The organism is Agrobacterium sp. 22-209-1 (assembly GCF_053522485.1).
On the sequence record NZ_JBNWCH010000008.1, the window covers coordinates 169,205 to 182,514 of the forward strand.

The window sequence follows — 13,310 nt, forward strand, 5'->3', positions numbered from 1 at the left end:
GCCGGTCATTGCACAGCCATGCATTTTTTGAACGGGCCGGCGGCGTTTCTAAAGTCTTTACATAACGCTTTCGTGACGGTTGCCGCCGACAGACACCTTAACCCTTCGCGAAACGCATTCTCCGGGTGGTCGTTCAAAAGCGCGCGGGCTCTACCATAGGCGTTGCCGGGCAGGTAGGATGACCGCGGTAGCATTGGAGGGAGGGAAGTTGTGATCGCAACCTATAACGATGAATTCATGATGTTTAGCGCCGGCCTGTGGATGACGTGTGTCGGCTTCGGCTATCTGCCGCTGTCAATAAACACAGCCGCTCAGCCGCCAGTTGTTCGTCACTTCAGATGGATGGGGCCTCTGCTGCTCGTCATCGCCGCCGTCTTGGCTGTTGCCGGCTGACAGGTAAATTCCGCGCAAAGAAAAACCCCGCCGAAGCGGGGTGCCGAAGCGGGGTCTGATCTTACCAGCGCTGACTACCATACCAGTCGTCGATATCTTTCCGTGCCTGGTCTTTTTCGTAGCCGTAGCGCTCCTGAATCTTGCCTTCCAACTGCTCGCGTTTGCCGTCGATGACGTCAAGATCGTCGTCGGTGAGTTTGCCCCACTGCTCCTTCACCTTGCCCTTCATCTGCTTCCAGTTGCCTTCAACGCGATTCCAATCCATCGGTGCTCTCCCATTTTGTTTGGCTTGCACCTGTAAATGTCCGAGCGTGCGCAGGGTTCCGTCCAGCGGTCGTTATGTTCGGCGCAACTGTGGCCTGCTGCCACGAAAAGATCACGATTCATTCAGCGGCAGTTCACGCGGCGGGGCGCTAAATCCTCTCATCCCACAAGGAGGGAGATAAGATGCGCAAGATGATTTTAACCGCCGGACTGATTTTGGGCGCCCTGTTTGGCACCGGCGCGAACGCCATGCCTGTCGGTCAGCCGTCTGCACCTTCGGCGACCTACATTCAAAAGGTGGACTATGCCTGCGGACGCGGTTTCCATTTGACCCCGCGCGGCTATTGTCGTCCGAACGGGCAGCGTTATGAGCGCGGCTGGGACAGGCGCGACCGCTGGGAAGCCCGCCGTGAATGGCGCGAGCGTCAGGCCAGACGGGAATGGCGCGACCGCAGGGATTATCGCGACCGACGCGACTATTACCGATACTGATCTGGCAAGGCCCTCCCCACCTCGGGAGGGCCTTTCTCATAGGGCCCGGTGAGGTCCTTACGATCCGGAAAAGAATCCCACACCGATTTCGCCGCTCCGGCGGTTGTCGCGCGCATGGCGTATTTTCAGCGCCAGGATCGTCGTCCTTCGCTGGATGAGCTGAAGGCCCACCTTGCGGTGGAAATCGCCAAGTGGGGACCGGTGGTCAAGGACACGAATGCGCAGATGGAACGACCGGTAATGGCCGATACCATCTCGACTTTCCGCTTGCGCATCCAGCTGGTGTGGTGTTTCCGCATCATTCACCAGTCGGTTGCAAAAACCCGCTTGGCAAGCTCCGGCCGTTGAGTTACAAGTGTCGCTACCGCGTCAGATCGAACAAAGGGAGGCGTTGCATGACACCGGCATTCTTCGAAACCCTCCCGCAGGGAATGACCCGACACTAGGTCATATCCATTCGCGGCCCGCCGATTGCGCGCCCGACATGCGGTTTTATTTCCCCCATAGCCCGATTGATCTGACGGGATCACTTCGTCTCCCGCGCGGGCTGTGCCATCCAACTTCCGTTTTGAGGACCGGTCGCCGATTATAGGGCGCTGGGCTGGTAAAAATGACTCGCAAGAAGCTCGATTTCCGCGCCGATGCCTATCGACATGTGCTCGGCTTTGTTTTCAACCATTGGCGTCATCGGCCGGCGCTGGTGGGTTTCATCATCGTTCTGGTGATTGCCAGCACGCTGGCTGAAGTGATGGTGCCGGTCTTTTCCGGCCAGATCGTCGATGCCATTGCCGGTGGAGACGAGGCCGGCAACGGGGCAGATAAGGCGCTGCGCGCCTTTGTCATCGTGGTGTCTCTGGGGCTGGTGAGCGTTGTGCTGCGCTGGTTCATCTTCAACGGCATCATCCGGCTGACGCTGAAAATCATGGCGGATGTCGCCAATAACGGCTTCCACAAGGTGCAGCGTTTCTCCACCGACTGGCATGCCAACAGCTTCGCCGGCTCCACGGTGCGCAAGATCACGCGCGGCATGTGGGCGCTGGATTCGCTCAACGACCTTCTGCTGGTCGCACTTCTGCCTTCCATCGTCATGCTGGTGGGCGCCACCATTGTGCTCGGCAGCTACTGGCCGGTCATGGGCCTGATCGTCGGTCTCGGATCGCTGATCTATATCGGCGTGACCGTGGGGCTTTCGATGGGCTATGTTTCGCCGGCGGCAAGGCTTGCCAATGCCTGGGATACCAGACTTGGCGGCGCGCTGGCGGACGCGATCAGCTGCAATTCAGTGGTCAAGGCCTTTGGCGCCGAGGCCCGCGAGGAAACGCGCCTGGGCCATGTGCTGGTGAAGTGGGATCACCGCACACGCAGGACATGGAAGCGCGGCACGCTGAACGGCACGATCCAGAGCTTCATGATGGTCTCCATGCAGGCCGGCATTCTGGGTACGGGCCTCATCATGTGGCAACAGGGGCTGGCGACGCCGGGCGACATTACCTTCGTGCTGGCGATGTTCTTTGTGTTGCAGGGTTATCTGCGCGATGTGGGGCAGGATATCCGCAACCTGCAACGCGCCGTCAACGACATGGAAGAGCTGGTGCTGCTGGACAAGATGCCGCTCGGCATCGAGGACAGGCCGGACGCCGGACCGATCAGGATCGGAAAGGGCGAGATCGTCTTCGATCACGTCACCTTCCAGTATGGCGCGCATCCCACGCCGCTTTACGATGACTTTTCGGTCACCATCAAGGCGGGTGAACGGGTGGGCCTGGTCGGCCATTCCGGTTCGGGCAAGACAACCTTCGTCAAGCTCATCCAGCGGCTTTACGACATCAAGTCGGGCGAAATCCGCATCGACGACCAGAATGTCGCCGGGGTTACGCAGTCCAGCCTGCGCGGCCAGATCGCCATCGTGCAGCAGGAGCCCATCCTGTTCCACCGCACGCTGGCGGAAAACATCGCCTATGGCCGGCCGGACGCCACGCGGCGTCAGATCGAGCAGGCGGCGAAACAGGCGAGCGCCCATGATTTCATCATGTCCCTTCCCAAGGGATATGAGACGATGGTGGGTGAGCGCGGCGTCAAGCTGTCTGGCGGCGAGCGTCAGCGTGTCGCCATCGCCCGTGCTTTCCTTGCGGATGCGCCGGTGTTGATACTGGACGAGGCCACTTCCAGCCTCGACAGCGAAAGCGAAGTGCAGATCCAGCAGGCGATGGAACGGCTAATGGTCGGCCGCACCACGCTGGTCATCGCCCATCGGCTGTCCACGGTCAGGGCGCTGGACCGGCTGCTCGTCTTCGACAAGGGCAGGATTGTCGAAGAGGGTGACCACCAGGCGCTGATCCGCCTCCATGACGGCATCTACCGCAGGCTGTTCGAACGGCAGGCGCTGGAGCTGACCAAGGGCCTGGTGGCCTGAAAAAAACGAAACGCCGGGGGGGGGTCCCCCGGCGTTCACTACCCGAACATTGGACCTACGCCATCAGCGCGCCGCTTTTTTTGCGTAAGGGCGTGTTTCGCGCAACACCAACAGGACGGTGAACCATGGATTTCCACCCGATCGCAAAGCCACAACGCCTTGTCATCAGGGGAACCCATATCCATGTCGCATTCCATCACGCTTTCAGACCTCTCGTGGTCCACACCTGACGGTCATCCGCTCTTTTCCGACATCAACCTTCACTTCGGACCCGAACGCACCGGCCTTGTCGGGCGCAACGGCGTCGGCAAGACGACGCTGCTGAAACTGATCGCCGGCGAGTTGTCGCCGTCGGCGGGCACGGTTTCCGTTTCGGGCTGCGTCAATCTCCTGCGCCAGAGCGTACAGGTTGTGTCCGACGAGACTGTCGCCGACCTGTTTGGTGCGCGCGAGGCGCTGGACGCGCTCGCCCGTGCGCAGTCGGGAACGGCCACTGTCGATGAGCTTGAGGACATTGACTGGATGCTGGAGGAGGAAATTGCCAAGGCGCTCGCGCAGGTCGGGCTGGACGCCTTGCCCTCCACGCCGCTTTCGGCGCTTTCCGGCGGGCAGCGCACGCGGGCCGCACTTGCGGCGCAAATCCACGCCGCGCCGGATTTCCTGATCCTTGACGAACCGACCAATAATCTCGACCGGGAGGGGCGCATTTTCGTTGCCGAATTTCTGGCGGCCTGGCGCGGCGGAGCGATCGTCGTCAGCCACGATCGGGAGCTTCTCGAAACCCTCGATGCCATCGTCGAAATGACCACGCTCGGTGTTACCCGTTACGGCGGCAACTGGAGCCACTACCGCGCACAAAAGGCGCTGGAGCTGGCCGCCGCCGAACAGGACTTCGCGAATGCGGAAAAGCGTCTGTCCGAGGTCAGGCGCCGTTCACAGGAGGCGTTGGAGCGTAAGGCCCGCCGTGACAGCAGGGGTGCCGCAAAAGCGGCGAGGGGAGACATGCCCCGTATCCTTGTTGGTGCGATGAAGAGGCGTGCCGAAAAGACGAGCGGCGACAACGCCAATCTGGCCAGCCGCCTGACGGCCGAGGCGACGGACGATCTGAAGACGGCGCGGGAACGGATCGAAATCCTGCAGGGCGTCAGTGTTACATTGCCGCCCAGCGGCCTGCACACGACAAAAACCGTGCTCAGCCTGCAGAACCTGACTGCGGGGTATCGGGCCGAACACCCCGTGCTTCGCGACCTGTCCTTCGAAATTACCGGGCCGCAACGCGTTGCCGTAACCGGCCCGAACGGATCGGGAAAAACGACGCTGCTTTCGGTGATCACGGGGGACTTGCCGCCGTCTGAGGGGGTGGTACATGTCGGGGTGAAGTCCGTGTTTCTCGATCAGCAGGTCAGCCTGCTCGACGCGAGCCTGTCCATCCGCGACAACTTCCTTCGGCTTAATCCGAAGGCGGGGGACAATGCCTGCCGCGCCGCCCTTGCGCGCTTCATGTTTCGTGCCGATGCCGCCTTGCAGATCGTTGCAACACTCTCGGGCGGGCAGATGCTCAGGGCAGGTCTCGCCTGTGTTCTGGGAGGCCCGCAGCCTCCGCAATTGCTGATCCTTGATGAGCCGACCAACCATCTGGATATTGATTCCATCGCCGCCGTGGAGGTTGGCGTTCGGGCCTATGACGGCGCCTTGCTGGTCGTCAGCCATGATGAGGCGTTTCTCGCCGGCATCGGCATCGATCGGCGGCTGGAACTTGGAAAGTCAGAGGTGCGTTCCGGCCCTCAGTAGTTCACCGTCACGACGACCGTATCGGAGTAGTTCCCCGGCGCCGGCGTGGTCTGCGCCGGGACGCGGCCATAGACGGTCAGTGTTTGCAAGCCGCCTGTTCCGGTGCCGGTGGCTATCTCGCCTGCCGCACTTCCCCAGACATTCGTGCGGTTTGCGTCGCGGTAGAGACCATAGATTATAGATGCGCCTCCCTGCACCATCTGGCGCGCGGCCGGCGGGCTGTTGCTCAGGCCGCCATTGAGCGCGACACTATAGTTCAGATTGGTGGTGCAGGTCAGATTGATCGCTCCGGTCGCATTGACTGCCGTGTTCAAGACGCCATGACTGCCAAAATCGATGTTCTGGGCCGAGATGATGCATGTGGGCGCCACCGCGGCCGACACGTTGAACGGCACCTGCGTGGGGTTCTGGGTCACGGAAGAGCAACTTGGTGCAAGCAGGGTAAAGGTCGTATAGGTGAAGCTCGTTTCCGCGCCGGCAAAGCTGGAGAGGTATAGGCCGCGCGCTGCCGAGGCCTGACCGGCGTTGATCCGGCCATAGACCGTGCGGCTCGTGGTGTTGATCAGGAGCGGCAACGCCATATCGATTGGCGGAGGCGAACCGAGTGCGGGCTGCGTGACCGATCCCCAGGAGGTCGTTCGCGCCGAGTTCTGGTAAAGCTGGTAGTTGAGGATGTTGCTGCCCTGAAGCATGCGACGGATGCCGCCCGACTGTCCGCCGCTTCCGGCATTGATGTTGGGGCATATGCGGATGGAAAGCCCCAGCGACAACGGGTTGGAACAGGTGACCGACAATGTCGCCGTCGTGTCCACGGCGCTGCCGCTTGCGAGATTGACGAAACCGAAATTCATGTCCGACATGCTGAAGGTGCAGCTTTGCGCCAGGACCGGTGAAGCCGAGAGGAAGGCTGCGATGGCAAGGGCGGCACGGGTCAGGGCCTTCATTGGATGCTCCTGCATAGGGCTTCGAAAGTTGCGCGCGTCTCGCCGGCAGAGGGGTCGGCAGAGGGCACGGTGATCTGTGCTTCGCAAGCGCCCTTCGTCGGCTGCTTGATGCGGAGCCGATGCGTTTCGCTGATATTGTCGAGATAGGCCTGTCCGTCATAACCGACGATAAAATCGCGCTTGCCGTCAATTTTGCCGGTCGATCCGGTTTCGATGAACTCGCCGCTCTCGCCTTTCAGCGTCACCAGCGCCACCTGTCCCTCGGTTTCCACCTTGAAATTGACCACGGCCCCCGCGCGGTCGGTCGGCGTCACGGTCTGTTTCGTGCGGTCTATGCGGGCGTCGACCGGAAGATTACTGGGGTCGAGCGTGATGTTATTGACGTCGTAGGAACGAAGGTTCGGAAGCAATATCTTGCCGCGGCGGTTGGTCTGCCCGATGGGGCGGTTTTCCAAAAGGATATCGACGCCGGGCGCGCCCGCATCCACCACGGCGAAAGCGTCATCGATCCGGTTGCCGACAAAGACATCGCCGCCGGCGAGCGCTATCGATCCTTCGATCTGCGCATAGGCCTGTGTCGTGCGGTTGAATTGATCGACGCCGGCCGAAACGCGGGCGGTGCTGCCGCGGTAACTGCCGGAAACGGAGGCGATATCGTTGCCGCCGGTCGAGCCGCGCAGGCGCCAGCCATAACTTCCCTCGGCCTGTTCTTCGGATTTTCCGACCTCTGCTGTCAGCGAATAGCCATCCGCATCCGACGACATGCCGGCCGAGCCGGAGACGCCACCGCCGAACGACCAGGACAGGCCCGCGAAGACGCCGTAGGATTGGCTGTCCTCAAGGTCCTTATAGGCGGTGATGAAGATATTGCCGTTCTCGCCGAACGGCCGCGTGGCAGAAAGGCCGAGCAACCGGGATTTTCTTTCATCGAAGGTTTCCACCTGCGTATAGGAAAAGTTCAGGCTCGTTTCATCGAAAGCAAGCTGTGTGGAAACGGAAATCTGATCCACGGCACGCGGCGGCCGCGCGCTCAGCAGGCCGGAGATCGTCCTGAGTGTCGAGCTATCGGCGGAGACCGACGCCATGTCGTGATAATCGCCGAATGCCCGTTGCGACCGGGCGTGAAATTTGAGCCCGAGCAATTCGGCTTCGACGCTTGCGGAGAGCTGGTGGCCGCTTTCCTCGCCAAAGCGGCTGGATGCACCGGAAATCGCCGCCAGCCCATGGGCTCCAAGCGTGAAGACGCCGCCAAAGCCGATATTATAGAAATCCTCGCCGCCTTCCGCATGGCCCTCAAGCGTCAGGCCATCAGACAGGCCGTAACGAACCGTCGCCGATCCGAGCAATTTTTCGTCGTAATCGAAGGAAGAGGCTCCGTAATTGCGCCGGGCAAAACCGAGCTCCGCTGAAAAATCGACGAGACCCTCCGCCAGCAGGTCCGGCGACGTATAAAAGGGCGTTTCGGATACGGTTTCGCGGCCCAGCGCATCCCGCACCACCAGCCTCGCATTGCCTGCGCCGCTGATAACGGGAAGATTGGTGATGGAAAACGGCCCTTCGGGAACATCCTGCGACAGACGGCGGATGTTGTTGACATAGACGTCGACAGTGGAGGGCACGGCCGCTGAACCTGCAAATTCCGGCATCGGCATGGTGACGATATCCGGCCGCAGGTCGAAATTGCGGCGGATCTGCAGGCCGCCGAGCCGCGTTGGGCGTGTCCAGCTCAGCCCGCCGGTAATGAGATCGCCGGCCCGGTAGCTCGTCAGCGTTTCTTCGTCTGAATAGCTCCAGGTGGTATCGAGGCGCTGGGTATCGAACTCCGACAGGCGCGATGTGCTCAAAACCTGCGATGAGGAGAGCACGCCGAGCGGACCGAAGGCCCTGCTTTCCAAAAGGGCCGAGACACCGTTGAAATCGGCGATGTCAGACCATTTGTTGCCGCCGGAGGAACCGTAGATCGTGTAATTCACCAGACCTCCAAAATCGCTCGTGGCCTTTTCCCGGGTCTCTTCGTGTTCTTCCTGCGCAATCTTGCCGGAGGCGTCTATCACCCTGTTTGCCCGCGCCGCCATCGGCAGGGTGAAATGCATGGACTGGCTGCCTTCATCGTAACGCGCCACCACATCCGGCAGCCGGGAAATATCGATCCAGCCATCATCGCCGGTAGCGCTTTCAACCGGAGAAATCCCGATATTGTTCAGCTGTTCCGGTTCGATCAGAAACGATCCGGCGTCGTTTTGACGAAATGTGGCGATCAGTTCTGTCGAAACATCGTTGATGTAGACTTCGAGCTGCAACTGTCCCGCTTCTTTTGCGGCAAAAGAGGCCGGTTGCGCCGCAGGAGGTATATCCTGCGCCACGGAAAATTTGCCCGATGAAATGACCGTCAGAGCGGCAATCGTCAAAACGGCGAGATCAGCCGCCCGAGACGCGCGCCGTCGCATTGACGGGGCCGCCTTCGCTGTCTGCCGAAATCTTCAGCGTGCCGCCGCCTCTCTTGCCGCCCGTTGCCGGAACCACAAAGCTTGCGGCGGATCCGCCAAGCACATATCCCACCAGCCCCTGCTGCCGGGCAATCGCCTGCCCGTTGCCGCCGGAAAGCATCAGGTTGGCGATCCTTATCCGCCTCTCGCCCGTATTGGACACCGACACCCGGTAGCCATTGCCCTGCGGTGTTATCTTCCAGGCCGGTTCCGCATCACCTGTGGAAGCGGGCGAGAAGAAAACGGGTATGGAGTGGCGCACCACCAGATTAACCGTGCCGGATTGCGGTCTTCCCGCCGGCGGCAACTCATCGACGATGACGCGGTAGCTCTCTTCGGCGCGCAGCGGGGCCTTGGAAAGCCGGACGATGCGGATAAGGTTCTCCGCACCGCCCTTCAGCTGCGTCATCGGCGGGCTGGCGACGACGTCCTGCGCCGCCGTATAGACGTCCTGCCCATTTTTCTGGGTCCAGCGGAATATTCTGACCTGAACGTTGATCGGGGTTTTCGCATCGTTCCAGATGCGGAGGCTGGAGGCCGCCGTGGGCGCTTTAAGATCCAGAAGTACGGGGGCGACCCGCAGCGATGCAGCCTGTGAAGATGAAACAGTCAAACCGGCAAAAAACGCAGCCGCTAAGGTAAAAACACGCATGCGCGATCCTCCCTGTGGCGATCAGTAGTTGAGCGTGGCCGTCACCGTATCGGTATAGACGCCGACCGCAGGTGTCGTCTGGGCAGGAACGCGCCCATAGACAGTGAATGTCTGCGGCGCTCCGGTTCCCGTTCCCGTTTGCCGGTCCGTTCCCACAGTGTTGCCCCATACCGTGCTATGCGCCGCACTTGTATAAAGGGAGTAGGAAATGGTCGCGCCGCCAGGCGATGTCATCAGACGGTTGGCGACCGTTGCGCCCGAGCCAGCGCCGGCGCTAAGGCCGAGACTGAAAGGGGTACTGGCTGTGCATTGCACGACAATGTCGCTGGTCGCATCGATATTGCTGCCGATCACACCATTCGTGCCGAAGTCAAGGTTGCCGGCGGAATTGATCTGGCATGCGGCCTGAATGGTGATCTGGACGTTGAAATTCGTCGTGGCGACCTGGGCGAGGCCGGATGCCGGGGTGAGAACCAGCGCCGCAAATGATAACAAATAGCCTGATGCTGCAAACTTCATGCTGCCTCCCCAAGCTGCTGCGCTGCCGGTTTTTCGATGCGCAACATGCAATTACGCCAATAACGGGTAATTAGAATAAGCTAATACTCGTCCCGATTTGGTTAATAAACCCTTAAAGCTGACGTCTGAAAAACCACTGGCTGAAATGCAGCGGCTGCCACAATCAAAAGTGCCGCGGCGTGATCGCAAAGCACACGATCGGCGCTAAAAACCGTCTACGGCTTTTTTACTGAAATGCGACATCTTGTCAGCCGGCCCCGGTTGGCGTACTCGAAATCGACAGAAACCCGGGCCGATCAACAGTACCGTTCGGTGAGGCTGTGTTCGGCTCCATAGACACCATGACGTTGGGATTGCGATGAACCTTTACCTGGATTACCTGGCTGAAATCAAAAGCAGAGAAACACTGGGTCTCGCACCCAAACCCATTGATGACGGCGCGCTGACGGCCGAAATCATCGAGCTCATCAAGGATGCCGGCAGCGAATACCGCGCCGATGCGCTGAAGTTCTTCATCTACAACACCCTGCCCGGCACCACGAGCGCCGCCGGCGTCAAGGCCGCCTTCCTGAAGCAGATCATCCTCGGCGAAGCGATCGTGCCGGAGATCACGCCTTCCTTTGCGCTGGAGCTGCTGTCGCACATGAAGGGCGGCCCGTCGATCAAGGTGCTGCTCGATATCGCGCTCGGTAACAACGCTGCGATTGCCGCCCAAGCCGGTGAAGTGCTGAAGACCCAGGTCTTCCTTTACGATGCCGACATGTTCCGCCTGCGTGACGCCTACAAGGCCGGCAACGCCATCGCCAGGGACGTTCTGGAAAGCTACGCCAGAGCAGAATTCTTCACCAAGCTTCCCGATGTCGAAGACGAGATCAAGATCGTTACTTTCATCGCCGCCGAAGGCGATATTTCGACCGACCTTCTGTCTCCCGGCAACCAGGCGCATTCGCGCTCGGACCGACAGCTGCACGGCCAGTGTATGATCTCGCCGGAAGCGCAGGCGGAAATCGTCGCGTTGCAGCAGCAGCATCCGGACAAGCGGGTGATGATGATCGCCGAAAAGGGTACGATGGGTGTCGGCTCGTCGCGCATGTCCGGCGTCAACAACGTGGCGCTGTGGACCGGCAAGCAGGCCAGCCCCTATGTGCCCTTCGTCAATTACGCTCCCATCGTCGCCGGCACCAACGGCATCTCGCCGATTTTCGCCACCACCGTCGATGTGACCGGCGGCATCGGCATCAACCTGAAAAACTGGGTGAAGAAGCTCGGCGAAGACGGCAAGCCGATCCTCAACAATGACGGCAACCCGATCCTCGAACAGAAATATTCGGTCGAAACCGGGACCGTGTTGAAGATCGATACCAAAAACTACAAGCTTCGTGACGAGAACGGCACGGAACTGGTGGACCTCGCCTCTTCCTTCACGCCCCAGAAGATGGAGTTCATGAAAGCCGGCAGCTCCTATGCTATCGTCTTCGGCAAGAAGCTCCAGACATTCGCGGCTGAAACGCTTGGTGTCGAGGCCACTCCGGTCTTCGCGCCCAACAAGGAAATTTCCATCGAAGGCCAGGGCCTCACTGCGGTTGAGAAGATTTTCAACCGCAACGCCGTCGGCGTCACACCCGGCAAGGTGCTGCATGCCGGCTCCGACGTTCGCGTCAAGGTCAACATCGTCGGCTCGCAGGATACGACCGGCCTGATGACCGCGCAGGAACTGGAAGCAATGGCGGCCACCGTCATTTCGCCGCTGGTGGACGGCGCCTACCAGTCGGGCTGCCACACGGCCTCCGTCTGGGACAAGAAGGCGCAGGCCAACACGCCGAAGCTCATGGCCTTCATGCACAATTTCGGCGTCATCACGGGTCGTGACCCGAAGGGCGTCTATCATTCCATGACAGATGTGATCCACAAGGTGCTGAACGACATCACCGTGGATGACCGCGCAATCATCATCGGCGGCGACAGCCACACCCGCATGTCGAAGGGCGTCGCCTTCGGTGCCGACTCCGGTACCGTCGCGCTGGCGCTTGCAACCGGTGAAGCGACCATGCCGATCCCGCAATCGGTCAAGGTTACCTTCAAGGGCACGATGCAGCCCTATATGGACTTCCGCGACGTCGTGCACGCCACGCAGGCGCAGATGCTTCAGCAGCACGGCGACAACGTCTTCCAGGGCCGTATCATCGAAGTCCATCTCGGTACGCTGCTTGCCGACCAGGCCTTCACCTTCACTGACTGGACGGCCGAAATGAAGGCCAAGGCGTCGATCTGCATTTCCGAAGACGAGACGCTGATCGAGTCGCTGGAAATAGCCAAGTCGCGCATCCAGATCATGATCGACAAGGGCATGGACAATTCCGCACAGACCCTGAAAGGTCTGATTGCTAAGGCAGATCAACGTATTGCCGAGATCCGTTCAGGTGAAGTGCCAGCCTTGAAGCCGGACGCGAATGCGAAATATTTCGCGGAAGTCGTGGTAGATCTCGATGTCATCAACGAGCCGATGATCGCAGACCCTGACGTCAACAATAACGACGTTTCCAGACGCTACACGCATGACACAATCCGCCCGGTTTCCTATTACGGCGCGACAAAGAAAGTCGATCTCGGCTTTGTCGGCTCGTGCATGGTGCATAAGGGTGACGTGAAGATCGTTGCGCAGATGCTGCGGAACCTCGAAAAGGCCGAAGGCAAGGTCGAGTTCAAGGCACCGCTCGTCGTCGCTGCACCGACCTACAACATCATCGATGAGTTGAAGGCGGAAGGAGATTGGGAAATCCTCCAAAAATATTCCGGCTTCGAATTCGATGATATCAATCCGAAGACCACGAACCGCACCGAATACGAAAACATCCTTTATCTCGAGCGTCCGGGCTGCAACCTTTGCATGGGCAACCAGGAAAAGGCGGCAAAGGGCGATACGGTTCTTGCAACGTCGACTCGCCTCTTCCAGGGCCGCGTGGTTGAAGACAGCGCCGAAAAGAAGGGTGAGTCGCTCCTGGCCTCCACCCCGGTCGTCGTGCTCTCTGCCATCCTCGGCCGCACGCCGAGCATCGAGGAGTATCGTTCTGCTGTCGATGGGATCGACCTGACGAAGTTCGCTCCGCCGAAGGTAACGCCGATCGATTCCCAGTCGGTGCACTACTAAGATTGTGAGCGTCGCGGCGGGCGGCTGTAAGACGCCCGCGCTGGCGCTGCATCAACCAACGAGAAGAGCGGGGAGAAATCCCCGCTGTTTTTATGGGCCGGTGGTGTTGCGATGTAAGCGACGCGAGACCAAAAACGTTTCACGGCTTGGCCGTCGCGGATTTTTGCGTTAACTAGGCTCGATGATAAAAACTTCGAGTATCACCTGC

General features: G+C 60.1%; 11 protein-coding genes. 6 read left to right on the forward strand and 5 right to left on the reverse strand.

From position 1 onward, the window contains the following. Nucleotides 1–210 precede the first annotated feature (210 nt). Nucleotides 211–393: a hypothetical protein gene (locus ACQZ48_RS17970; protein WP_448729121.1), complete on the forward strand. Its 183-nt coding sequence runs from the start codon at nt 211–213 to the stop codon at nt 391–393. 61 nt (nt 394–454) lie between these two features. Here ACQZ48_RS17970 and ACQZ48_RS17975 read toward each other — a convergent pair whose 3' ends face one another. Beyond that, on the reverse strand, nt 455–658 hold the full coding sequence (locus ACQZ48_RS17975) for a CsbD family protein (RefSeq protein ID WP_077983870.1): 204 nt from the start codon (nt 656–658) through the stop codon (nt 455–457). Nucleotides 659–840: 182 nt separating this feature from the next. On the opposite strand from ACQZ48_RS17975, the gene ACQZ48_RS17980 reads away from it, so the two are divergent. From ACQZ48_RS17980 to ACQZ48_RS17995, 4 genes are all read left to right on the forward strand, one after another. Continuing rightward, entirely contained in the window at nt 841–1,149 is a 309-nt protein-coding gene (locus ACQZ48_RS17980) for a GCG_CRPN prefix-to-repeats domain-containing protein (protein ID WP_448729122.1), read from the forward strand. A gap of 114 nt (nt 1,150–1,263) precedes the next feature. Further along, nucleotides 1,264–1,497: a hypothetical protein gene (locus ACQZ48_RS17985; RefSeq protein WP_448729123.1), complete on the forward strand. Its 234-nt coding sequence runs from the start codon at nt 1,264–1,266 to the stop codon at nt 1,495–1,497. A 262-nt stretch (nt 1,498–1,759) separates the two neighbouring features. After that, nucleotides 1,760–3,562, forward strand: coding sequence for an ABC transporter ATP-binding protein (locus ACQZ48_RS17990; RefSeq protein ID WP_269833881.1), 1,803 nt, complete (start codon nt 1,760–1,762; stop codon nt 3,560–3,562). Nucleotides 3,563–3,745: 183 nt separating this feature from the next. Next, entirely contained in the window at nt 3,746–5,353 is a 1,608-nt protein-coding gene (locus ACQZ48_RS17995; RefSeq protein WP_448729124.1) for an ABC-F family ATP-binding cassette domain-containing protein, read from the forward strand. On the opposite strand, the gene ACQZ48_RS18000 is transcribed toward ACQZ48_RS17995, so the two are convergent. From ACQZ48_RS18000 to ACQZ48_RS18015, 4 genes are read right to left on the reverse strand one after another with little or no spacing between them, the layout of a single operon-like run. Next, nucleotides 5,347–6,297, reverse strand: a complete 951-nt coding sequence (locus tag ACQZ48_RS18000; protein ID WP_077983865.1) for a Csu type fimbrial protein — start codon at nt 6,295–6,297, stop codon at nt 5,347–5,349. The genes ACQZ48_RS17995 and ACQZ48_RS18000 overlap by 7 nt on opposite strands. Further along, the gene (locus ACQZ48_RS18005; RefSeq protein WP_448729125.1) at nt 6,294–8,744 is read right to left on the reverse strand and encodes a fimbria/pilus outer membrane usher protein; all 2,451 of its coding nucleotides are present in this window, start codon (nt 8,742–8,744) and stop codon (nt 6,294–6,296) included. Before ACQZ48_RS18005 ends, ACQZ48_RS18000 begins: the two co-directional genes overlap by 4 nt. Continuing rightward, nucleotides 8,716–9,435 (reverse strand): fimbrial biogenesis chaperone, encoded by a 720-nt coding sequence (locus ACQZ48_RS18010; RefSeq protein WP_137411112.1) that lies wholly within the window; start codon nt 9,433–9,435, stop codon nt 8,716–8,718. Before ACQZ48_RS18010 ends, ACQZ48_RS18005 begins: the two co-directional genes overlap by 29 nt. A 21-nt stretch (nt 9,436–9,456) precedes the next feature. Beyond that, nucleotides 9,457–9,954: a Csu type fimbrial protein gene (locus ACQZ48_RS18015; protein WP_077983862.1), complete on the reverse strand. Its 498-nt coding sequence runs from the start codon at nt 9,952–9,954 to the stop codon at nt 9,457–9,459. Between the two features lie 358 nt (nt 9,955–10,312). On the opposite strand from ACQZ48_RS18015, the gene ACQZ48_RS18020 reads away from it, so the two are divergent. Further along, nucleotides 10,313–13,102 (forward strand): bifunctional aconitate hydratase 2/2-methylisocitrate dehydratase, encoded by a 2,790-nt coding sequence (locus ACQZ48_RS18020; RefSeq protein ID WP_448729126.1) that lies wholly within the window; start codon nt 10,313–10,315, stop codon nt 13,100–13,102. The last annotated feature ends 208 nt before the right edge of the window (nt 13,103–13,310 follow it).

Bases quoted from the DNA above. Each gene is read 5' to 3' on its own strand.
- ACQZ48_RS17975 (WP_077983870.1), bottom strand. From the start codon at position 658: ATGGATTGGAATCGCGTTGAAGGCAACTGGAAGCAGATGAAGGGCAAG.
- ACQZ48_RS17980 (WP_448729122.1), top strand. From the start codon at position 841: ATGCGCAAGATGATTTTAACCGCCGGACTGATTTTGGGCGCCCTGTTT.
- ACQZ48_RS17985 (WP_448729123.1), top strand. From the start codon at position 1,264: ATGGCGTATTTTCAGCGCCAGGATCGTCGTCCTTCGCTGGATGAGCTG.
- ACQZ48_RS17990 (WP_269833881.1), top strand. From the start codon at position 1,760: ATGACTCGCAAGAAGCTCGATTTCCGCGCCGATGCCTATCGACATGTG.
- ACQZ48_RS17995 (WP_448729124.1), top strand. From the start codon at position 3,746: ATGTCGCATTCCATCACGCTTTCAGACCTCTCGTGGTCCACACCTGAC.
- ACQZ48_RS18000 (WP_077983865.1), bottom strand. From the start codon at position 6,297: ATGAAGGCCCTGACCCGTGCCGCCCTTGCCATCGCAGCCTTCCTCTCG.
- ACQZ48_RS18005 (WP_448729125.1), bottom strand. From the start codon at position 8,744: ATGCGACGGCGCGCGTCTCGGGCGGCTGATCTCGCCGTTTTGACGATT.
- ACQZ48_RS18010 (WP_137411112.1), bottom strand. From the start codon at position 9,435: ATGCGTGTTTTTACCTTAGCGGCTGCGTTTTTTGCCGGTTTGACTGTT.
- ACQZ48_RS18015 (WP_077983862.1), bottom strand. From the start codon at position 9,954: ATGAAGTTTGCAGCATCAGGCTATTTGTTATCATTTGCGGCGCTGGTT.
- ACQZ48_RS18020 (WP_448729126.1), top strand. From the start codon at position 10,313: ATGAACCTTTACCTGGATTACCTGGCTGAAATCAAAAGCAGAGAAACA.